The organism is Caproiciproducens sp. LBM24188, from assembly GCF_054130445.1.
The window spans coordinates 688998-712113 of sequence record NZ_CP196862.1; the positions used below are offsets into that span (position 1 = coordinate 688998).

General features: G+C 47.3%; 18 protein-coding genes. 16 read left to right on the forward strand and 2 right to left on the reverse strand.

Features of this window, described 5'->3' with window-relative positions:
* Positions 1 to 112: 112 nt before the first annotated feature.
* Positions 113 to 1120 carry a LacI family DNA-binding transcriptional regulator gene (locus tag ACSVDI_RS03170; RefSeq protein ID WP_457944671.1) on the forward strand — a complete coding sequence of 336 codons (1008 nt, stop codon included), beginning with the start codon at positions 113 to 115 and terminating at the stop codon, positions 1118 to 1120.
* Positions 1121 to 1316: 196 nt separating this feature from the next.
* Here the strand turns inward: ACSVDI_RS03170 and ACSVDI_RS03175 are convergent, their stop codons facing one another.
* The gene (locus ACSVDI_RS03175; RefSeq protein ID WP_457944673.1) at positions 1317 to 2504 is read right to left on the reverse strand and encodes an IS256 family transposase; all 1188 of its coding nucleotides are present in this window, start codon (positions 2502 to 2504) and stop codon (positions 1317 to 1319) included.
* Positions 2505 to 2673: 169 nt separating this feature from the next.
* On the opposite strand from ACSVDI_RS03175, the gene ACSVDI_RS03180 reads away from it, so the two are divergent.
* The 6 genes from ACSVDI_RS03180 (at position 2674) to ACSVDI_RS03205 (ending at position 9379) form a co-directional block, all read left to right on the forward strand.
* A complete protein-coding gene (locus tag ACSVDI_RS03180) occupies positions 2674 to 4005 on the forward strand; it encodes an ABC transporter substrate-binding protein (protein WP_457944675.1) in 1332 nt (443 codons plus the stop codon).
* A gap of 109 nt (positions 4006 to 4114) precedes the next feature.
* Positions 4115 to 5071, forward strand: a complete 957-nt coding sequence (locus ACSVDI_RS03185; protein WP_457945592.1) for a carbohydrate ABC transporter permease — start codon at positions 4115 to 4117, stop codon at positions 5069 to 5071.
* Positions 5064 to 5897 (forward strand): carbohydrate ABC transporter permease, encoded by an 834-nt coding sequence (locus ACSVDI_RS03190; protein WP_457944677.1) that lies wholly within the window; start codon positions 5064 to 5066, stop codon positions 5895 to 5897. The genes ACSVDI_RS03185 and ACSVDI_RS03190 overlap by 8 nt, the downstream gene beginning before the upstream one ends.
* A 249-nt stretch (positions 5898 to 6146) precedes the next feature.
* Positions 6147 to 7979: a hypothetical protein gene (locus ACSVDI_RS03195; RefSeq protein ID WP_457944679.1), complete on the forward strand. Its 1833-nt coding sequence runs from the start codon at positions 6147 to 6149 to the stop codon at positions 7977 to 7979.
* Positions 7952 to 8182 carry a hypothetical protein gene (locus ACSVDI_RS03200; protein ID WP_416201278.1) on the forward strand — a complete coding sequence of 77 codons (231 nt, stop codon included), beginning with the start codon at positions 7952 to 7954 and terminating at the stop codon, positions 8180 to 8182. The genes ACSVDI_RS03195 and ACSVDI_RS03200 overlap by 28 nt, the downstream gene beginning before the upstream one ends.
* Before the next feature lie 63 nt (positions 8183 to 8245).
* The gene (locus tag ACSVDI_RS03205; RefSeq protein WP_457944681.1) at positions 8246 to 9379 is read left to right on the forward strand and encodes a glycoside hydrolase family 53 protein; all 1134 of its coding nucleotides are present in this window, start codon (positions 8246 to 8248) and stop codon (positions 9377 to 9379) included.
* 96 nt (positions 9380 to 9475) lie between these two features.
* Here the strand turns inward: ACSVDI_RS03205 and ACSVDI_RS03210 are convergent, their stop codons facing one another.
* The gene (locus tag ACSVDI_RS03210; protein ID WP_457944683.1) at positions 9476 to 11482 is read right to left on the reverse strand and encodes a beta-galactosidase; all 2007 of its coding nucleotides are present in this window, start codon (positions 11480 to 11482) and stop codon (positions 9476 to 9478) included.
* A 122-nt stretch (positions 11483 to 11604) separates the two neighbouring features.
* Between ACSVDI_RS03210 and ACSVDI_RS03215 the strand changes: the two genes are divergently transcribed.
* The 9 genes from ACSVDI_RS03215 (at position 11605) to ACSVDI_RS03255 (ending at position 23114) form a co-directional block, all read left to right on the forward strand.
* Positions 11605 to 12423 (forward strand): AraC family transcriptional regulator, encoded by an 819-nt coding sequence (locus ACSVDI_RS03215; RefSeq protein WP_457944685.1) that lies wholly within the window; start codon positions 11605 to 11607, stop codon positions 12421 to 12423.
* Positions 12424 to 12639: 216 nt separating this feature from the next.
* Positions 12640 to 13605 carry a LacI family DNA-binding transcriptional regulator gene (locus tag ACSVDI_RS03220; protein ID WP_416201274.1) on the forward strand — a complete coding sequence of 322 codons (966 nt, stop codon included), beginning with the start codon at positions 12640 to 12642 and terminating at the stop codon, positions 13603 to 13605.
* 136 nt (positions 13606 to 13741) lie between these two features.
* Positions 13742 to 15124, forward strand: coding sequence for a GH1 family beta-glucosidase (locus ACSVDI_RS03225; protein ID WP_457944687.1), 1383 nt, complete (start codon positions 13742 to 13744; stop codon positions 15122 to 15124).
* A complete protein-coding gene (locus ACSVDI_RS03230; protein ID WP_457944689.1) occupies positions 15114 to 16460 on the forward strand; it encodes a glycoside hydrolase family 30 protein in 1347 nt (448 codons plus the stop codon). Before ACSVDI_RS03225 ends, ACSVDI_RS03230 begins: the two co-directional genes overlap by 11 nt.
* Positions 16461 to 16548: 88 nt before the next feature.
* Positions 16549 to 18342: a sensor histidine kinase gene (locus ACSVDI_RS03235; protein ID WP_457944691.1), complete on the forward strand. Its 1794-nt coding sequence runs from the start codon at positions 16549 to 16551 to the stop codon at positions 18340 to 18342.
* Between the two features lie 5 nt (positions 18343 to 18347).
* Positions 18348 to 19838: a response regulator gene (locus ACSVDI_RS03240; protein WP_457945593.1), complete on the forward strand. Its 1491-nt coding sequence runs from the start codon at positions 18348 to 18350 to the stop codon at positions 19836 to 19838.
* 134 nt (positions 19839 to 19972) lie between these two features.
* Positions 19973 to 21301: an ABC transporter substrate-binding protein gene (locus ACSVDI_RS03245; protein ID WP_457944693.1), complete on the forward strand. Its 1329-nt coding sequence runs from the start codon at positions 19973 to 19975 to the stop codon at positions 21299 to 21301.
* Positions 21302 to 21378: 77 nt separating this feature from the next.
* A complete protein-coding gene (locus ACSVDI_RS03250; protein WP_457944695.1) occupies positions 21379 to 22263 on the forward strand; it encodes a carbohydrate ABC transporter permease in 885 nt (294 codons plus the stop codon).
* 17 nt (positions 22264 to 22280) lie between these two features.
* Entirely contained in the window at positions 22281 to 23114 is an 834-nt protein-coding gene (locus tag ACSVDI_RS03255; RefSeq protein ID WP_457944697.1) for a carbohydrate ABC transporter permease, read from the forward strand.
* Positions 23115 to 23116: the final 2 nt, after the last annotated feature.

A 23116-nucleotide genomic window follows, 5' to 3' on the forward strand; every position in this document is an offset into this window, starting at 1 on the left:
AAATAGAAAGAGGCTTGACGGCAATCCAGCAGCCTGATATTATAAAATTAAGTTGCGCGGCTGTTGCGCAAATAGTTGTAGATTTTATTTGGAATATGAGGCGTCAAGCAGTATGAGCCAAAATGGACAGCGGTCATACACGATCGGTGATATCGCAAAAGAGTTGGGGGTTAGTAAAACCACCATATCCCGTGCCATTTCCGGAAAAGGTAGAATCAGCAAGGAAACTCAGGAACGCGTTCGACAATTTATTATCGAACACAATTATCAGCCGAATATCATGGCCAAAGGACTTGCACAGAATAAAACCTTTAACATTGGACTTGCTATGCCGGAGGAGTTCGGAATTGGGGACCTTCCTTTTTTTCAGCATAGCGTAAATGGAATCTGCCAGACAGCAGCGCAAAACGACTATGATGTCATCTTGTTTCGCATTACCAGCGACAATCTGTCGCAGATGAAGCGAATTATTAAAAATCATAAAGTCGATGGAATCATTCTCACCAGAACACAATGTGACGATTATCCGGTACGGTTGCTCAAGGAAAATGGGATTCCTTTTGTGGTTATCGGTTCTTCCTTGGATACCGAAGTGACGCATGCGGACAATGACCATATCAGCGCGTGCAAAATGCTCACCGAATTGCTGCTGAACCGTGGATTGAAGCATTTTGCGTTGATTGGCGGCAACATGGAGTACTTTGTCAATAAAAGTCGGCTCCGTGGCTACCAGATGGCCTTCGAAGAGCATCCTGGAGAAGAAGTTACCAGTGTCACCTATTTGAACGTAATCAAGGAGTTTCAAATTGTGAAAGCAGTCGATGACGCGTTATCGGTCGGTACAGACTGCATTGTCTGTATGGATGATTTTATCTGTTCCCGTGTTGTTGCGCAGTTAAGCGAGCGATCTGTCCGAATTCCGGACGATGTATCGGTTGCTACGTTCTACAGCAGCATGCTGTTGGAACATAATAATCCGCTGATTACCGGCTTGGAATTTGACGCGGCAAAAATCGGCGGAATTGCGTGTCAAATGTTGATCGATATATTGGATGGAAAGCATGTGAGCGACTATGTAAGCCCCGATTACCGTCTTTTTATGGGCAATTCCGTCAAATAGAGAATAGAGAGGCAACAAAAAAGTGCTGCAGAAAATGCGGCACTTTTTTGTTGCGCTAGTTGCGCAAATGAATTCAATGGCAGTTGTATATATTTCATAAAATAGTATTAAATTGGTTGTGTAATATAGAATGTTGACACATTATTGATCGGCTGTGTCAAGAGAAGTTCGCAATTTAGGGGCTCCACGAAATAAATTAAGCTGCGTTTAGCAGAAGTGTCTGAATCGATTTAGGATTCAAATATGCTCTGGAAACGGACCAATCTTCAGCGTATTCCATGAGATATGTTGTTACCAGCCGCAAGTAGGAATCGTTGTTTGGAAATATCCCAACGACGTTGGTTCTGCGCCGGATTTCCTTGTTCAGCCGTTCCAGCATATTGGTCGATGAAATTTTACGGGCATCAAGCTCGGGGAATGCATAGAAAGCCAGTGAGTCCTCCAGCCCATCTTCCAGAAGCTCGATTGCCTTGGGAAACCGCTTCCCATATTGCTCCGACAACTGCTTTGCGCGCTGTTGGGCTAATTGGAGAGAAGGTGCCAGCCAGATTTCTTTTAGTTGGGCTGCAAAGGATTCTTTTTCTTTCTGCGGTATATGAGCCAGAATATTTCGCATGAAATGCACTTTGCAGCGCTGCCAGGATGCGCCGGGAAAACTTTCTCGGATGGCGGCAATCAGCCCTTTGTTCGCATCGGAAACCACCAGCAGCGGCGTTTTCAAACCGCGATCCAAAAGACTTTGAAACAACTGGGAATAGCTCTCTTTGGATTCATCCAGCATCGGTTCTACGGCGAGAATGTCCCTGTGTCCTTGCTCGTTGACGCCGCAGACAACCATCACCGCCATGCTGACGACACGGCCATCCATACGGACTTTTTCGTACAGGGCATCCGTCCAAATGACAGGATAACGAGTATCCGTCAGAGAATGGTTGCGAAATTCCTGTACCTGTTCATTGAGTCCTTTTGTCATCTCACTGACCTGACTGCGGGAGAGGTTCTCTATCCCCAGACTGTGAGCCAGCTTTTCCATCTTCCGTGTAGACACGCCCTGCACGAACGCCTCCTGAATAACCTGTATCAGCGCCGCCTCGCTGCGTTTGCGTTCCGTGACAAAGAAAGGGATGTATCCCTGACTGCGCAGCTTTGGCACCATGAGATACATCGTCCCTACGCGAGCATCCAGCCGCCGGGGGCGATATCCGCAGCGGTAGTCGCTTCGAGACGGATTATGCGCATTCTTTTCCGCTCCCACAAGGCCGGAAACCTCCGCCTCCATCAGTTGAGCGCAGAGCCATTCCAGCATACTGAGCATCGGGTCGGGCTCCGCCATACATTTCAGTAGCAATTCCGTAAGATCTGTGTTATTCTTTCCTTGAGTCATTGGGGCCAACTCCTTCTTTGAATGTCTCGATACCATTCATTTTATCGGAGTCCCAATGGCTTTTCTATACCTTCGCGAAATTGCGAACTTTATTGTACTCTATCAAGGACAACCGGTTGCGCTATAGGCAATCGAATGGACCGAATTATTTATGAAGGAGACAGTGAGTATGAAAAAGGTCATCGCGATGTTGCTTACTCTCGCTCTGACTGCCGGGTTACTTTCTGGGTGCGGCCAGGCTAACAGCAACTCATCCGCTGCTAGTGCAGCCACAAGCGCACCCTCATCTACAGCCGACACAGCAAGCCATAAACTAACCGTTTGGTGCTGGGATATGAATTTCAATGGTGCTGCCATGAATAAAGCCGCTGAAATTTACAAGAAGACCGACCCGAATTTTGAACTGGAAGTGGTCGACCAAGGGGACTGGGATACCGTTCAGACAAAATTATCCACGATTGCTTCTTCGAAAGATTACTCTCAGCTGCCGGATATTATCCTGATTCAGGATAACGCATTCCAGAAAAACTATAAGGGCTACCCCGATGTTTTTGTGGACCTGACCAACAAAATTGATTACAGCAAGTTTGCGGAAGGAAAAACCAAGTATTCGGTGGTAGACGGCAAAAACTACGGTGTGCCGTTTGACAACGGCGCTGTCATTTACGGTTATCGAACCGATATTTTGGAACAAGCTGGTTATACCATTGATCAGTTCACGAACATCACATGGTCAACCTGGTTAAAGCAGGCGAAGGATGTTCTCCAAAAGACCGGAAAACCACTTCTTTCCTGCCAGGCGGGTTCTTCCGATATTATCAATATGATGCTGCAGTCCGCCGGTGCCTCTTTGTTTGATGCGCAGGGCAATGTCAATATTGTGAATAATGACGTTCTTTACAAAGTAGCAGATACATATATGCAGATGCTGAAGGACGGAACCTGCATCGAGTGCACCGACTGGTCCGGCTACACGGACTCTTTCACAAGCGGTTCTGTTGCAGGCACCATGACCGGCTGCTGGATTGCGGCCACCATACAGAAAGCCGAGGATCAGAAAGGAAAATGGAAGATTACTAATATTCCTTCCTTGGATGGCGTGAAAGGCGCAACCAACTACTCGAATAACGGCGGGTCCACCTGGGCGGTTACTTCTAATTGCAAGAATGTAGATCTTGCGGCAGACTTCTTCGCAAAGACATTCGCAGGTTCCACCGACCTGTATGATGGTGTTGCGAATGCAGGCGTTCTGGCAACTTATCTGCCGGCGGCGAAATCCTCCGTTTACAGCCAGCCAAACGAATTCTTCGGTGGTCAGCCGATTATGCAGATCATTACCGAATATGCAAGCCATGTTCCGGCAATCAATGGCGGTGCGTACTATTACGATGCCCGCGATGCGGTCTGCAACGCAATCGTTAAAATTCAGTCCGGTACCGATGCCAAAACAGCATTCCAGGAAGCAGAGGATACTGTGAATTTCAGCATGGGCAAAAATTAACTTTTCCGGAATAATCATTTCATGATTGTTGTACGGCGGAGAATACCGCGCGGTATTTTCCGCCGTATATTCACATTATTTATGAAAAGGGGATCTTCCCGTGAAGATAATGCGAAAAAATTACGATGCAAATAGCGATACGGGGAGCAGCAAGGCGGCCGTTTTACCTTCCACGCAGGATTCTGGCCATCGGCTTACGCTCAAAAGACGCCAGTCATTGGCTGGCTGGATCTATATCTTCCCGGCTGCGCTCCTAATCGTTGTAATGAGCTTTTATCCTATGATTCAGGCGCTGATCCTGTCATTCAAGACGGGTGTCAGCAACAATATGAAGTGGGCGGGGGTCTATAACTATACCCGTTTGGTTCAGGATAAAGTTTTTATTCAAGCGCTTTTGAATACCTTCATTTACCTGTTGATTCAGGTTCCTATCATGCTGATTCTGGCATTGATTTTGGCATCCATCCTGAACAAACCGTCGCTCAAATGCAAAGGGCTTTTCCGCACCCTGATTTTCCTGCCCTGCGCAACTTCGCTCGTATCGTACTCCATCATTTTCCGCACCTTGTTTGCCATCAACGGTTATATTAATACGGTCCTGATTCATTTGGGAATCCTCTCGACCGCGTACAACTTCCTCGGGCATCCGAACAGCGCACGCATTGTGATTATTATCGCATTAATCTGGCGCTGGACCGGATACAACATGGTTTTCTATCTGTCCGGTTTGCAAAACATCGATTCATCGGTTTACGAAGCGGCAAAGCTGGATGGTGCGTCCAAATCGCAGACCTTCTGGAAGATTACGGTACCGCTTTTAAAGCCTATGATTTTGTTGACCGCAATCATGTCTACCAACGGAACGCTTCAGCTGTTCGATGAATCTGTCAACATTACCAGCGGCGGACCGGCAAACGCCTCCATTACCTTGTCCCATTACATCTATAACCTGTCGTTTAAGTACATGCCGAACTTTGGATATGCAGCGGCGATTTCCTATGTGATTCTGGTCATTGTGGCTGTTTTGGCGTTCCTGCAAATGAAAGTGGGTGATACGCGTGACTAATCAAACCAGAAAACATAAAAATCCCAAAGATGTCAGTGTTGGAAACTATATCTTTCTGATTATCGTTTGTATTATTTCCGTATTCCCACTGTTTTGGATGTTTGTTGCATCTACAAACAAAAGCGTTGATGTCGTTTCGGGCACGCTGATTCCCGGCACCTATATTGCGGAAAACTATAAAAAACTGATTGCGGGCACCAACCTTTGGACGGCTATGTGGAATTCGTTCAAATATTCCGTTACCTTAACGTTCTTCTGTCTGGTGGTTTGCTCGTTGGCAGGCTATGGCTTCGAAGTGTATCACAATAAGGCGAAGGACCGGTTGTTTTCGGTGATTTTGCTGGCGATGATGGTCCCCTTTGCGGCCACCATGATTCCGCTTTATCAAATGTGTTCCGAGATGGGGCTGCTCAATACAACAGCTGGCTTTATTTTACCAACCATTTCTACGCCGTTTATGATTATGCTGTTCCGTCAAAATTCCCGCTCTTTCCCGCACGATATTATTGAAGCGTCCAGAATTGATGGTTTGGGTGAATTACAGATTTTTTTGAGGATGTATATCCCGACGCAGAAATCCACATTTGCGGCTGCTATGACCATTACCTTTATGAACGCATGGAACAGCTACCTGTGGCCGAAGGTGATTATGCTGAAGAACGACAGCATTACTATACCGATGTTGATTGCCGGCTTGAAATCTGGTTATGTTACGGACTACGGTGTGTTAATGCTTGCAGTTTTGTTCTGCACGCTGCCTACGGTTCTAATTTTCTTTGTTCTTCAAAAACAGTTTGCACAGGGCATTACAGGCTCCGTGAAATAAGAGCAAGGTATCAATCGAAATAAACACCATAGACGTGTAAAAAATCATGTTTTACGAATGAGCAGCATTCTTTTCGGCTTAAGGAATTGAAGAACCGGGTTGTTGTAACCGGGGAAGTCCTGGTTTCCGGCCAAATTCGATGCAGGGCACTGGGTACCCACGGTCATGTAGGATTCGATTCCGTGGGATACCGGATAGCGAAGTCCGTGCTCGTAAGCTCTTTACGTTCCACATGAAAGGGATTTATATATGGACAAAATGATTTTAAACTTGATTCACCGGCCCGAAATGGTGCCGGAGTATGCTGAAAAAATAACCGGCCGCGGTAAGGCGGAAGATATCGGGCGAAAGTCCCTCCTTACAGAGAGCCTGGATATTTTCAAAACCCAGCAGCGCCTGGCCCATGAAAATGGGCTGAAGACCACGATTCAAATGACCTATTCAAGCCTTTTCAATGAGGAAGCGGTTCGTCTTGCCAAGGAACATCACAAACAATATGGGGACGAAATTGCATTGACCCTTCTGGGTTTGCCCTGCAAGGAATTCCGCGAAAAGTACAAAACCAAGGACTTTTGCATTTGGATGTTTTCCTTGGAAGATAAAAAGACGATTGTGCGCGATGTTTTTGAAAAGTTCCATGAATGCTTTGGCTTTTACCCAGAATCGACCGGTTCCTATTTTATGGATGCGGAACTGATTAACTACATCAAAGAAACTTATCCGACCGTCAAATGTGCCGTGGCCACTTGCTGGGAAGAGGGTCCGAAGGCGTACCATACCTGCAACAACAGTTGGTATACTTTTCTGGACGGAGGCCCGTGGGCCCCGTGGATTCCGTCGAAGGCGAACTCGCATGCACCGGCTGCCAACGCGGCGGAAGACAGCGGTATTGTCGCCATTCCGCATTTAAGCCGTGATTTGATTGCGTGCTATGACGGCAATGGTTCCAACTTCGGCACGCACCCGCAAAATGTTCTGCGTGGTATGATTTACCGGGATGGGGAGTATCCGTATCTGTATAATCTGATTGATCAATTCCGTTATCAGGCGAAGTTTAACAATGGTTATTCTTATAACATGATGTTTGTCGGCCCGGGCTGGATGAATAAAATGGGCCGGTGGGAAGCCCCCTATGAGTTGCTGTACAAAGCGTATAGCGATGGATGTGCCTATTATGGCCAATTAAAGAAGGAAGGCAAACTTGCCGATATGACCATGAGCGAGTTCGCCGACTACTACCGGATGAAAAAAAATTATACAGAGCCGGAGTGTGCGCTTTGGCGGGATATCCTCTATGGCAGCAAAAAACAGGTGTTTTGGTACTGTGACCCCTATATGCGCGCCTGCGTCAATATGGATGAGGGCGGAGCAGTGGTTGACTTAAGACCCTATGTCGCAAAAATTGACTGGCCGGTCGGAATCGGGACAAAGCATGTGCAGAACGCCAGTTATCCGTTCCTAATTCAGGAAAAATACCGCGCAGGCTATTTTACGCATTACGCCGGCGAAGGAACCGTGCGCAGTGCGAAGATGGTACATAACGGAGAACAGGTTGACCTTTGCCTGTGCCGCACGAAGGCACATTTTACACAGGAAGGCAAGTGCCGGATCCTCACTTTAGACCCTGTGGAGATTGAATTTTCGGACTTGACCATAAAATTACAGACAGTCATTACATTTGAAGAGGGCAGCAGCCGGATTCGCTTTGACCGCAAAATTATAGAGATGAGCGACCCAAATGCCGAGGTATCCATTGATGAATACATGGTTGCATGCTATGGTACCACCGAGTATCCGGAGGACATGACACCACTGACCCTGGAACTCGCGAAAGATGATGTAAAAACGAAGCTGGCGTTTGCATACAAATGCCGCGAGCAGTCAATGGATGGCGCCGATTATACGGCCTGCATTCTTCCACCGATTGATACTCGCGTTTCTCTGACCTGCCAGGGAAGAGAGAAAACGGGATATTTTAAAGAGGGTTACGCATTCAGCCCCATGTTTACGCTTGGCTACACCGGGAAATTGAAAAATGGGGAGGTCTTCACAACATGGCTCAATCTGGAAAAGGCCGATTAAACTATCGCTGCCCATCCTGCTTTATGCGTGATTTGGACATCGATATGTTTTACGATAAGGAAAAGGACGAATTCTATTGCATACGCTGCCAGTATACCGGTAACGAGAAAGATGTTCTGGAAAAAAACGAAATGGCTCGCTTTCGTTACCGCGATATGTGCAAGCGGTACGAACTCGATGATTTTGAGAAGTTTGACGATTAGAATAATTGCAGCCAATCTGCACCGATTGGCTGCAATTACTGTTATATAGCAGGAGTGTGTGGAATGAAACAATGGTATGTTGGAATGGACTGTTCCTCGTTGGAAGAGGTGGAGCAGTGCGGAGGCCGGTTCTTTGACCGTGGGAAGGAAGAAGACGTGATACAGATTCTGAAACACTACGGCGCAAATCTGATCCGTCTTCGTCTTTGGAACAATCCTTATTCCGAGTCCGGGGAACCGTATGGTGGCGGTACGAACGATTTTCCCCGTACGGTGCGCCTTGCCAGGCGGGCGGCAGAGTTGGGGATGGACTGGTTGCTGGACTTTCACTACTCAGATTTTTGGACGGACCCGCAAAAGCAGTATTTGCCCAAAGCCTGGCGCGGCATGTGCGGTGCAGAACTGGAGCAGGCCGTATATTGTTACACAAAGGAAACGCTGCAAAGTTTAGAGAATCAAAAACTGCTGCCGCATATTGTTTCTGTCGGGAATGAAATTACAAATGGTTTGCTTTGGTCAAAGGAAAAGAAACCGGGACCCGCGGAAATTGCCAGGCTGGTCAGTGCCGGTATACATGCAGTAAAAGAAGTTTCGGAAACAATACTGGTTATGATACATTTGGACAACGGCGGCCGAAACGACCTTTACCGCGCATGGTTCGACCGCTATTTTGAGTATGACGGTTCAGATTTTGACTTGATTGGCTTAAGCTATTATCCCTTCTGGCATGGGTCGCTGGAAGATCTTCAGAATAACATGAATGACCTGGCGCAGCGCTATGGCAAAGCGATGATTGTTGCAGAAACCAGCATGGCGTTTACACTGGAAGATTATTTAAGTAAGTCGGAGCGCGCGGCCGCCGTCGGGCGTGGTTTAGCCGTAACGCCGGAACTTGCGAAACGGGTGCCGTTCCCGGCAACACCCCAAGGGCAGGCCGACTTTCTTCGTGCACTGATGAAGAAAATTCATGATGTCCCCGGCCAGTTGGGGCGTGGGTTTATCTACTGGGAACCGGCGTGGCTTCCGGTAGAAGGTTCCGCTTGGGCGCTTGAACCAGGCTGCAAATATATCGGCGAAACGGGCAGCGGCGGGAACGAATGGGCGAATCAGGCGCTGTTTGATTATCGGGGGAACCGCCTTCCTGCATTGGAAACCATACGGGATTTCTACCGTAATCTCCAAAAAGAATCATTTTGATTTTATAGGCCCCTGTGATTGGATTTCCTCAAAATCATAAACGCAGGGGCCGGTCTGTCACACCCGACAAACCGGCCCCGTGAATTTATATGTGGATTACTCCTCACGTACCAACAGCACATCATATGGACTCAAGTGTTCCGCTGCGCTTAAAAGATTGCCGGACAAAAGATCCGTTTTCCCCTCGAATTCTTTCGGAAGGGGAAGGGTCCGGTCCGTTAGGTTGATGATGAAATAATAGCGTCTTTGACCGATGGTGCGGCAGGTTACTTCCAATTCTGTGGCTTCGTCTATAACCGGAGAAACGAGGGCAGCATTCACAACCTGGTCCAACACTTTCGCCAATGCTTCCTCAGGAAGCTGCGTTCCAACATAGAATGTATTCCCCCGGCCGAATTCATGTTTGGTCACAGCCGGCGAGTCTGCATAAAAATTGCTGGTGTAATCGGCCAAACTGGTCGCACCTTCCAGATGAATGATGTCGCACAGCAGATTACAGGTTGACGTGGTTCCGTCGGTAAATTTCAAGGTGTTGGTTTGCTCCGGCGCAAGTGCATCAATTTCTTCCACCCAGATTCCGGCCATCTTGCGCAGGGGACCGGGATACCCGCCAAGGTGGATATTGTCCGATTGATCCACAAGGCCGCTCATGAAACCCGTCACCAAAGTTCCGCCGTTTTTCACATATGTTTCCAGTGCTTCCTGCATGCCGTCTTTTACCATATACAAGACCGGGGCAACAACAGCTTTGTACCGGGAGAAATCTGCGTCTACCGGAATTATATCCACAGGAATGTTTCTCTTATAAAAATAGCTGTAATATTGGTGGATTTGATCCACATACTTCAAATCCTGGCTGGGGCCACTGGTATATTCCAGTGCCCAGTAATTATCCCAATCGAAAATAATGCCAACCTGAGCAGGGTTCTCCGCACCCAAAAACTGATCGCCTAATGCCGCGAGTTCTTTGCCCAGCTGAGCCACTTCGCGGAAGACCCGGGTGTTCTTTGTACCCACATGCTCAATGACCGCGCCATGGAATTTTTCACAGCCGCCGACGGAACGGCGAAGCTGGAAAAACTGGATGGTGTCCGCGCCGTGGGCCAGTGTTTGGTAACTTTGCGCCCGCATTTGGCCGGGCTTTTTCAGGGAGTTGTACGGCTGCCAGTTTTGCTGGCTTGGCGTTTGTTCCATCAGCATGAACGGTCTGCCTTTTAACCCCCGCATTAAGTCGTGGCTCATCGCCACCAGGCTCCACGGCGTGTTGTAAGCAGGGTAGTTGTCCCACGACACAATATCCATTTCTTTTGCCCATTTAAAATAATCTAGATTTTTGTAGGTGCCCATCAGATTGGTTGTAATTGGCGTGTTCGCATCAAAGCGGCGGATGGCGTCGCGCTCCATTTTGAAGTTTTCAAGTATGCTGTCGGAGTTAAAGCGGCGGTAATCGATGGAGATGCCCGCGAAGGCTGTTTTGTTGGGGCCAAGTTCCTCGCTCAGGGCGTTGGGAAGCACGATTTCATCCCAGTCGTAAATTGTGTGTCCCCAGAATTCCAGATTCCATGCTTGATTCAGTGCCTCAAGGGTCTTGTACTTTTGTTTCAGCCAGACCCGAAACGCCTTTTCACAGTTTTCACAAAAACATTCTCCGCCGTATTCATTGTTGACATGCCAGCAAACCACATGCTTGTTGCTGCCGTAACGTTCCGCCAGCTTTTCCGCCATGCGGCGTGCGAATTTTTGATAGACCAAACTGTTCGGGCAGGCGTTGTGGCGCTGCCCAAATTTGTGGTGGCGTCCCTCGTAGTCGGTCCGCATGACCTCCGGATACTTTTTCACCATCCACGCGGGCACAGCGGCGGTGGAAGTAGCCAGAACAATGTTGTAATTTTCCCTGCTGAGCATCTCGATGATCTCATCCAGCTCGTCAAAATTGTAGGTATCCTCTGCGGGTTGAATTTTTGCCCACGAGAATACATTGATGGTTACGCTGTTTATATGCGCATCGCGGAAGAAGTGCATATCCTCGGTCCAGATTTCTTTCGGCCATTGGTTAGGATTGTAGTCCCCGCCGTATAAAATTTGCTGAAATACTTTTTCCATCCATTTGCCTCCAGTTTGGCATTATTTTAAATCGAATGATTTTATTATAGGGGAAACAATCAAAACAAGGTATAATAGGTTAAGCTAAATAATATAACATTTCGAAACAAGGTGGATGTAACATGCCGATCTATTTTAGCTTATCCCCACACAACCTTCCACTTACGGTTGACAGTATTGGCAACCAATGGAATCAGGAGCATGTGCGGCGTGCCAGGGGCTATCCCCATTATCACTGGCTGCAAACAAATCGTGGCGTTGGAGAAATTGACTTGAGCGGAAAACGGCTGGTCCTGCCGCAGGGGTGCGGCATTTTGATTGCGCCGTTTGTTCCCCACGTGTATTATTCGAAAGAAGGGGAGTGGACCACCTCGTTTGTAACCTTTGCGGGGGAACTTGCTTCCGGCATTAATAAAATTGTTGGGTATGAACCGTACATTCTGGCGCAGGATACCGCGGAATTTTCGTTTCAAAATTGGATTGACCAAACAATCGCCTGCTATGAATCGCATCAAATTGACCCGGTGCGGCTTTCAATCGGCTGCTATTCTTTTTTAATCAATATTCAGCGCCTGCGGAAGTATCGGGATTTTACACATCATCCGCTTTATCAACAATATGTTGCGCCGGTAATAAAAGAAATTGAAACATCTTATTCCGAAGACTTAACGGTCTGTAGGCTGGCCGGTACCGTTTATGTTACGCCGCAGTATTTGTCCCGGTTATTTCATCGCTTTCTCGGAATGTCAACAGGGATGTTCCTCCGAAATTTTCGCATGAACAAGGCGAAAGAACTGCTCATCACTCATCCCGAACTTGAAATTCAGCAAGTTGGTTACCGGGTTGGCTACCCCGATGCAAGCCATTTTATCGCGGTATTCCGAAATACCATTGGCAACACGCCTTTAGAGTTCCGCCAAATGCATATCAGCAAAAATTAATCATTTCGAGTCGTAAATCGGTTTCTGTTTCTCCCTTTCAATTTTTGGAGGAGGAGAGGAATAAAAGCTAAGGGTTACACATTCTTCGCTGGAGCGTGTATGAATCCTTAGTTTTATTTATTGCGAGCATATCTAATTAATTTTCCACTGCTCTGGTTTATCACTGCAAAACCTGATATGATAGAAACGATAACGTTACCATAGGAGGCAGGAGTAATGGCTACTTTAAAAGAAGTTGCGGCCGCTGCAGGCGTTGCGCCCATTACCGTGTCCAGAGTAATCAATGCCCCGGAAACGGTAAAAACCGAAACGCGTGAAAAAGTGAAAAAGATTATGGCGGCAATGCACTATATTCCTAATGTGGCGGCAAGAAATCTGGTGACCAACCACACCGGAATTATCGATATCTTTATACCCGAGTGCCTGGATTTGAGCAATCCGTTTGTCATGTATTTGATCGCAGGAATCAGTGAAGTGCTGAGCGAACACATGTATTCGTTTTTGATTTTAAGAAATCGAAACCAGGAGCATTTATGTGATGGTTATATTGTGACTGGGCTGCTGAAAAACGAAATATTGGATTTTTATCATTATGCGAGGGAGAGAAACCGACCGCTTGTATTGTTTGGGCATACGGCATTATCGGATGTAGACTGTATTGATGTAGATAATGTGTCCGGTGGTAAAATGGCAGCGGAATACCTGCTTCGTAACGGGCATAGAAAAATCGCCATGATCAACACGGATGAGAAAAAGGATTACACGACAGACCGGCTTTGCGGCTATAAACAGGCACTGGACGAGTTTAAAGCTGAGTTTTGCGAAGAAAATGTGATTTCTGCCCCGAACCATATTCAGGGAGGAATGGAAGCGGCGGCAAAATTGCTTTTGCATGGAAAATTTTCAGCGATTTTCTGCGCAACCGATATTCTCGCAATAGGAGCGGCTGCCGCCATAAGGAAAGCAGGCTTGGAAGTTGGCCGCGATATCTCGCTGATTGGGTATGACGGACTTGGGTATCATCTTTTGAATCTACCCCATATCACAACCATACGTCAGCCTATTTTCCAGGTTGGTAAAATGCTGGCTGCCGATTTGCTGGACCGGCTGAATGGGAAAACAGAAAAAACCAGCAGGCTGATACAGCCGACTTTGCTGGTGGGGCAGTCGGTCAGGCAGTAACTTCCTGACCGCATAAAAATGATAACATTACCATAGTCAAGGATACAAAAATTCACAAAATGGATCATCTTAATTGAACTTGTTGTACATATTGCTTATAATGATAACGCTATCATTATTTGGAGGAATCTGTAATATGGGTTTTAAGAAGGATTTTATATGGGGTGCAGCAACCGCTTCCTACCAGATAGAGGGAGCCTACCAAGAGGATGGGAAGGGGCTTTCGGTATGGGACACTTTCTGCAGAGTGCCCGGCGCGGTTTTTCAGGGGCAAACAGGTGATGTTGCCTGTGACCATTACCATCGATTCCGCGAAGACATTGCACTTATGAAGAAAATTGGAATCAAGGCTTACCGGTTTTCCATTTCTTGGCCCCGTATTCTGCCGGACGGAACGGGAAGGGAGAACGTGCAGGGGCTGAAATTTTACGATGCATTAGTGGATGAACTATTAGCAAACGGGATTGAACCGTATGTTACGTTGTTTCATTGGGACTATCCGCTCGCATTGTATCACCGCGGCGGGTGGATGAATCCGGACAGTCCTTTGTGGTTCGAAGAGTACACCGAAAAAATCGCGAAACATTTTAAAGGCCGTGTCCGAAATTATTTTACCATAAACGAGCCGCAATGCTTTATCGGCCTTGGCCACTGCCAGGGAGTGCATGCGCCGGGATTAAGGCTTTCGGAGAAAGACTGCCTGATTTGCCTCAAAAACGTATTGCTTGCTCACGGGAGGGCAGTGAGGAAACTGCGCGAGTTTGGCGGGGAAGTAAAAATAGGGATGGCTGCCTGTGGAGGAATTAAAATTCCAACTTCCCCCAGCGAAGCCGATGTTCAGGCTGCCCGGCAAGCAACTTTCCATATTTCAGATGACCCGGAAGAAGTCCTGTCCAGTGTTTCGCTGTGGGGCGACCCTGTATTTTTCGGCGATTATCCCGAAGCTTTTCAAAGGCAGTACCACGGGAAATACGTCCCTTTCACTGAAGAAGAAAAAAGCCTGATTTCTCAGCCGATTGATTTTTTCGGTCAGAACATTTACCACGGCACGCCGGTCAGCGCGGCGGAAGACGGCGGCTGGAAACCGGCCCTTTTTGGCGCCGGCCATGCGAGAACAGCCATTGGCTGGCCCGTAACGCCGGACTGCCTTTACTGGTGTGTTAAATTCCTTTATGAGCGGTACGGCAAACCGGTTGTGATTACGGAAAACGGGATGTCTGCACATGACGTGGTTTCCTTGGACGGAAAGGTGCACGATCCCAACCGGATTGATTTCCTCCATCGTTATCTGTTGGAACTGAAACGCGCCGCAGAGGAAGGATATGAGGTGGACGGGTATTTTCAATGGTCGTTATTGGATAATTTTGAATGGGCCAGAGGATATGATGAACGGTTCGGCCTGATTTATGTGGATTTCCAGACGCAGAAACGCATTTTAAAAGACAGCGCGCTATGGTACCGTGAAGTTATACGGTCAAACGGAAATCACTTATTCCCGGAGGGCAACAATGTACAGTAAAATCTTTACAACAGCCTATCAAAACGGGAAGGCGGTTTCCTCACAACGGATTATTCCTTTCCGGGCTGACCCAGGGGTCGAAAACCATGTTGTTAACCTGTATCCGGATGTAAATTATCAGGTGTGGGATGGTTTTGGCGGCGCAATCACGGAAGCATCGGGATACCTGTATTCCCAAATGGATGAGGTCCGTAAAAAAGAGCTGGTGAACGCCTATTTTGGTGCGGGCAGCAACCATTACCGGATGGTGCGCATCCCGATTGACAGCTGCGATTTTTCACTGGGAAGCTATAGCGCCATGAATGATCCGGAGGACATAGAATTAAAAAACTTTTCTCTGTCCAGAGCAGAGCAGTATATCTTCCCTTTGCTGGAAGCGGCACAGCGGGCGGCCGGAACATCGCTGGAGATAATGCTTACCCCATGGAGCCCGCCTCCTTTTATGAAAACCAATGGCCAAAAGACAAGTGGAGGTTCTCTCAAAACAGAGTACCGGGATTTATGGGCAAGTTACATCTGCCGTTATCTTTTGGAATATAAAAGACGCGGCTTTTCCGTCCGGTATCTTACGGTGCAGAACGAGCCGAAGGCAGCTCAAAAGTGGGATTCCTGCCAATATACGGCGCAGGAGGAGAAAGAATTTCTCCGGGATCATCTTTACCCTGCCATGCGAAAGAATAACATCAACGATGTGAGCATCTGCATTTGGGATCATAACAAAGAGCGGGCGTTTGAACGCGCCCGTGATATTATCGATGAAAAAACGTCCTCTATGGTAGGGGGAGTCGCTTTCCACTGGTATTCCGGTGACCATTTTGACGTGGTTTCACTATTAAGGGAAACGTTCCCAGAAAAGAAACTGATTTTTTCAGAGGGCTGCGTGGAATACAGTCATTATAATAAAAATGATGAACTCCGCAATGCCCAGATTTACGCGCACGATATCATTGGAAATTTAAACGCGGGAATGAATGCTTTTTATGATTGGAACCTTGTGCTCGACCAGAATGGCGGCCCGAATTATGTGGGGAATTTTTGTGACGCGCCGGTGATGTATCATACGGAGCAATCCATGCTGTATAGAAAACTCTCTTATACATATATTGGGCATTTTAGCCGGTACATCATGCCCGGCGCCAGAAGAATTGCTTCCAGCAAATATACGGATGAATTGGAAGCAACGTGTTTCCGGAACCCGGACGGTACCCTGGCTGCTGTTTTATTGAACCGAACCCCAAAAGTTCTGCCGGTTGTGCTGCGGCTGTGGGGACAAATATGTGAGATGGCGCTTCCGGAGACCTCAATTTGTACTGTAAACGTCGGCAACATCCAGTAAAATGAATGAAAACCCAGACGGGATGAAAGAAAAGCTCATAGTAATATGAGCTTTCTTTCATGAAATTTAATTTAGGGGCTGAAGAGTAATGAGGACGATGAACGGACGATTGAAAAAGCGGACACCTCAAAAGCTTCAAACTCGGATCATCATTTACTTTACCGCGGTTTTGCTGTTGATTTTGCTGCTGATTGTTTTGCCGTGGGGCATTTATATTCAGAAAAGCGTACAGGAGGATAACCGAAAGCTGGTCACGCAGCAGCTGGAGGGTGCGGATGGTATCTTAAGCTCCAACATTGAAAAGTGGAATAATATTATTGACATTCTTATGCTGAATCGGCAGTTTGAAAGCCAGGTTCGCGATCCTAATAAGTTTAACAGACAAATTGCAATTAACAATACTCTGACCAGAATTCTGATTAATGACCTTGACCTGATTTCGGTTGTCTATATAGACAATGAGCAAAACTACTACCTAATGTCCAATTCATGGCATTTGTATCATGTATACCCGGCCATGCTCGCCAAAGATCTTGCCCAGGTGCATCAGGATTTCAGTAAGTGTGAAATGACATATTTTTATAACGGCGGGGATGTTGTGGAAATGACCAAAGACAAGGAGCCGTTTGTGTCTTTTGTACGCCCGGTATACAGCATTGCAGACTTTCAGCAGATTGGGACGATAATCTTTAATATCACATCCAGTCGTTTGGGGGAAATTATCGGGAACCAAATGGGACAAAACGCGCAGGTTTATCTTTATTCTGAAAATGGAACGGTCATCGCCCGGACCCCGAACGCCAAAGAGGAATCCACCGACCTGCCGAACTACATACTTAGCCGGAAGGAATTCAATCTTGTTCATACAAAGGATCAAAGCAAGATACTATGCAAAAAGAAGTCAGCACTGTCAGATTTATACCTTTTAAGCGTTACCCCGGTGGAAGGCAGCTTGAATTTTAAAAACACTTCGGTGCTGGTGATTCCAGTGATCCTTTTGACCTGTGTTTTGATTTATATGAGCCAGATTTATATTACGAAACGAGTGGGCAAACCCCTTGCGGATATGTGCGCTCATATGCGGTTGGCGGAAGAGGGCAAGTTTGTACCGATCAAAACGAGGAAGAAAAAATCCCGGGATGAAATCACGCAGCTGCAGCTCTTTTTTAACCGCATGATCGAGGCCATTGACGCTTTAATGGACGACATCGTAGAGAAAGAAAAAATGAAGCGAAAGCACGAGGTTGCCCTGCTTCAGGAGCAGATTAAGCCGCATTTTCTGTATAACGCACTGGATGCCGTGAGCGCCCTTTTGCTGATTGAGGACACGGAAAAAGCCTACACGTTAACACAGTCCCTCAGTTCGTTTTACCGGACCAGCCTGAGCGGTGGGTACGAAATTGTATCATTGCAGAGCGAGCTTGAATGCATTCGAAATTATATGACCGTTTTAAATATCCGGTTTGATAATAAAATTGCTGTGCACTATGAAATTGAAGAAGGCTTAAGGCAGGAATCGGTTTTAAAGCTGGTTTTGCAGCCTCTGGTCGAAAACGCGGTATATCATGGCATTCGCCCGCGGGATGGTATGGGCAGCATCTGGATTACGGCGAAACGGCAGGAACCTGGTATGGTTCTCAGCGTGAAGGACGACGGAGTTGGAATGTCCCAGGAACGAATTCAGGAAGTCCTGAGCAAACAGTCCCATGAGAAGCAGAACGGTTTTGGGCTTTACAGTTTAATCGAAAAAATCAACCTTTTTTACAACGAGAAGGGTCTTCTGAAAATAGAGAGTCAGCCCGGAGCTGGAACCGCAATTTATCTTTACCTGCCGCTGCTGAACGTACCTGATCGAAAAAACGGGGAGGGGAACACGCATTGATTTCCGTGATGATTGTGGACGATGAACGCCTGGAACGCATTTTGATTGCAAAAAGCTACGAGTGGCAGACAAACGGGTTTGAAATTGTGGCAGAGGCTTCCAACGGAGAGGAAGGGCTTGCCCTGTTTCAGGAAAAACGCCCGCAGCTGGTTATAACCGACATCAATATGCCGCGGATGAACGGGCTGGATTTTGCCAAAAGCATCCGCGAAATCGAGCCAAGAACACAGGTGATGATTTTAACGGGATTCCACGAGTTTTCCTATGCACAAAGTGCGGTCAATATCGGGGTGTATTCCTTTTTGCTCAAACCCTTAAACCGGAACGAGCTGGCAGCAATGGCGAAAAAAGCAAAAACGGCCATTTTAGCCGATCAGCGGGAGGAAAAGGAGAAGCTGAAAGTACAAAGCGAACTGCACCACATGGTGCGGGATGGCTTCCTGCAAAGATTGGTGAACGGGCGGGTCAGTCAGCTGGAATTTGAAGAACTGGTACAGGATGCCGAGCTTCGCATCCTGAAAAAGAAACTATTTTGCATTTATGCAAAATCCTCTTTCACTGCCCCAGAAGAATGGCACTGCATCCGGTTTGAATATTTTCTAGGTGGGACGGTGGTACTGGTTTCGCCTGAACAAGGAGAAACCGAAGAGTCCTTAGCGGACGAAATCAATGCAAATGATTTGGGTGCGGATAATTACATTGGAGTGAGCTGTTCCTTCTTTGGGCCAGACGAGATTAAGGGTGCTTTCCGACAGGCTTGCGAAGCAGCGGATGCCCTTCAAATGGTGGATACCTGTGGATGCAGCACATACAGCCGCCTTTTTTCAGAGGGGTCGGTCTTATCGGCGCACAAAGAATCGGATGCCATACTCCAAGATTATATTGAATTGCTGACGACCGGCAGGTGGCGGGACGCACTGAGGCTGGGCAGTGATTACCTGCAGATGGCAGAGTCCAACTATGCTTCCTGTTCCCTCCGCTTATCCCTCCGGCATCTTTTGACCATCAGCTTTGAATGTTTGGGTGACACGGGAGTGGTCATACCGGAGGACATCTGGAATAATGTAATAGATTCTGCCAATTCCGTGTCAAATCTTTTCCATGCCAGAAGATGTTTTGCAAACGGAATGCGAATGATTCGAAAGTGCATGAATGGCCTGGAAAGCGGCAGGCGGCACAGCAAGATTGTGGAGCAGGCGTTGAACTACATTCAAACAAATTACAGCGACGCGCAGCTTTCCCTAAAGACACTGGCCCGGTCGCTTTATATCAACGACAGCTACCTCAGCAGAGTTTTCAAAAAGGAAGTCGGCAAAGGGATTGCCGAATATATTGTCGATACACGGATTGCCCGGGCGCAGGAATATTTAAAGGATCCGTCCCTCAAAATTTACCAAGTAGCCGAACGAGTCGGCTTTAATGACCCTCATTACTTTGGGCAGTGCTTTAAAAAAGTAATGGGATTGACAGTCCGGGAATACTGCAATCTTCCATAAGTAAGAAGTAAATATATTGACCAATAAAGTAAAAATTTTTATCTGGAAATTTTTACTTTTGTGGTATGGTATTTATGGTTCTAAATTCATGGGTGTTTTCCCAAAAACATCATGATTTTGAAGGAGGAGTTTTTGTGAAAAGTATTCTCAAACCGTCACTCTGCACGGTATTAGCATGCGCCTTGTTATTGGGAACCGTAGCATGCAGCAGTACCGGCGCGGCAGGTTCGCAGAGTGCGCAGTCCGGTCAGGCAGGCGCGTCGTCATCCACGGAAAAAATCAAATTGAATCTTTGGCACCAATGGACGACCGATACGGATGCCATGCGCATTGCAACCGATCAGGCAGTCAAAGACTACATGGCGGAGCACCCGAATATCGAGATTGAAACGCATATGTTGGAAAACGAAGCCTATAAAACAAAAATCAGCACAGAGTTCGCCGGCAGCGCTTCGGGAATTGACTTGTTCTTCTATTGGGGCGGCGGCCGTGGCGGAAAACTGCAGCAGGCCGGAAAGCTGCTTCCGGTTGGCGATTACTTGACTAAGGAGCAGCTTGCCACCATTAAACCCGGCGCGGAGAAACAATTTACATACGACGGAAAACTTTACGCAACTCCGATTTATTCCTGGTATCTTCCCCTGTACTGCAATACGGAGCTGTTTGATAAGGCGGGGGCGAAAATCCCGACAACCTACGAAGAACTGGTGGACGCCTGCAAGAAGCTGTCCGCTTCCGGTGTAAAAACACCTCTGGCAATGGGCGTGAAAGAATCCTGGCAGGCAGCCTTTGTCTTTGAGTCGATCGCGATGCGTGAAGTCGGCGCCGAAAATATTCTGAAGCTGTTGGGCAATGAAATTCAGTTTGACGACCCGGGCTATTTGGAAGCGGCAAAGAAGACGCAGGAGCTCTATAAATTAGGCGCTTTCGGCCAAAACCCGACCGAGGTTTCCTCGGCGGATGCGGACCAGATGTTCCTGACTGGAAAAGCCGCCATGCGTTTGCAGGGCAACTGGTTTACGGAAAGCATTTATGTGGATAAGAATACCAAGGTAAAGGATAAGGTCAAGGCAGTTGCGTTCCCAATGTTCTCCAAAGGGAAGGACAGCGACTATGTGGGTGGCTTTATTGATTCCATCTTTATCAATAAGAACACGGCCCATCCGCAGGAAGCAGTCGATTTTGACATTTTCCTTTGCAAGCGTCTGGCTAAGGCACGCGACGAGAGCGGCCAGGGTTCTTCCGGATTTACGGACCCAGTAGACGAAAGCAAACTTCAGCCTGTCGCGAAACAGGTGGCCGACCTTGCAAACAAAGGCGTGAACGGCGTGATTGCATGGGACACCGCATTGGATGAAAATACTGCCACAACGCACTTGGAACAAGTGCAGTCCCTCTTTACAGATGCCGGAGATCCACAGGCTGTGTATAATGCGCATGTGGAGGCAATGAATAACCGATAACCGGATTTCCGGTTGGCCCCCTGTGTACTACCCACACAGGGGGTTTTATTCAAACATTGGAGAGGGAGGGCTCTTTTTTGAACAGGTATCTGGGAGACAAAAAATTCATTCTGCTGTTTGTTTTACCGGCATTGCTGGTGTTTGTTTTATTTGCCATCGTGCCGCTGTTTATTACGGCCTATTACAGCTTGTTTCTCTATAACGGCGTTAGTAAAATGAGTTTTACATTTATGAACAACTATGTAAAACTGATAAATGATAAAAATTTTCAGCACGCTGCCTGGAACGCTGTTGTGCTGATGTTGGCATCCCTACTGATTCAGCTTCCAATTTCTTTTATCCTGGCAAATATTTTGGCAAGGGGAACCCGCGGGGAAAAAACCTTCCGAACCATCTACTTTGTTCCTGTTTTAATCTCTAGTACCGTAATTGGCCAGTTGTTCCTGAACGTTTTTAATAGCGAGCATGGACTGCTCAACGCACTAATCAAGCTGTTTTCTCCCAATTTTCAGTTTTCGTGGCTGACGAATTCCCATACGGCTTTTCTTACCACGGTAGTTCCTGCCGTTTGGCAGTACATCGGTTACCATATGCTTATTTTATATGCCGGTATGAAATCCATCCCGTCTGATTATTACGAAGCGGCGCAAATTGACGGCGCAACCGGGTGGACAGCCACCTTCCGCGTGACGATTCCGCTTTTGGCACCGGTTATAAAAACGTGTGCGATTTTTGCAATTGTCGGTTCCATTAAGGCCTTCGACCTGATTTATGTGATGACCAACGGTGGTCCGAACAATGTGAGCCATGTGCCCGCAACCTTAATGTATAACAACCTGTTCAAACGCGGTCTGTTTGGTTACGGCAGTGCGCAGGCATTCAGCATCGTCGTAGCCTGCCTTTTACTTAGCTGGCTGGTTACCATGCTGTTTCGAAGAGCGGAAGAGAACGCTACCATGTAACATAGGGAAGGGATTTTATGAGCAAAACAAAACAGTTGAAAAAGACTGTGAAACTGATTCTTTTGATCCTGATTGCAGCAGTACAGCTATTCCCACTGTACTGGCTGTTAACTTACTCCTTGAAAACAAACGCCGAAATCTTGGGGGACAACATCTTGGGGCTCCCATGGAACTGGCAATGGGGGAACTATTACCGGATTTTTGCAAGCGGCGAAATCATCCGATATTTCCTGAATTCGGTCTTTTTTACCGGCGTTACCATTGTGGTGGTAGGGGTGTTTACCGCAATGGCCGCCTATGCGATTACCCGCATGAAATGGAAGATGAGCGCCGCCGTACTGATGCTGTTTACCGTTGGAATCATGATTCCGACCCATGCCGCCTTACTACCGCTCTTTCAGTTTTTGGATAAGATGGGGATTAAGGGCGGGTATCTTGGTCTGCTGCTGCCGTATATTGCTTTCGGAATCCCGATGAGCGTTATGATATTGTGTGGATTTTACCGCTCCATTCCAAAGGAAATGGAGGAAGCGTCTTTTATAGACGGCTGCGGTATCATGCAAATGTTTTTTCGAATCATATTGCCGATTATAAAACCCGCTCTTGCCACCGCATCCATTTTTACCTTTATGGGAACATGGAACGAGCTGCTGTTTGCAACGACTTTTCTGGACGATGACGCATTTCGTACGCTGCCGGTCGGAATTATGGCGTTTTCGGGCGTTTACAACACGGATTTGGGATTGATTGGTGCAGGACTTGTCGTGGCTACCATCCCGACGATGATTATATATGCGCTGTTTAGCAATAAGGTCCAGGAAAGCCTGGTAGCCGGTGCGGTGAAAGGATAACT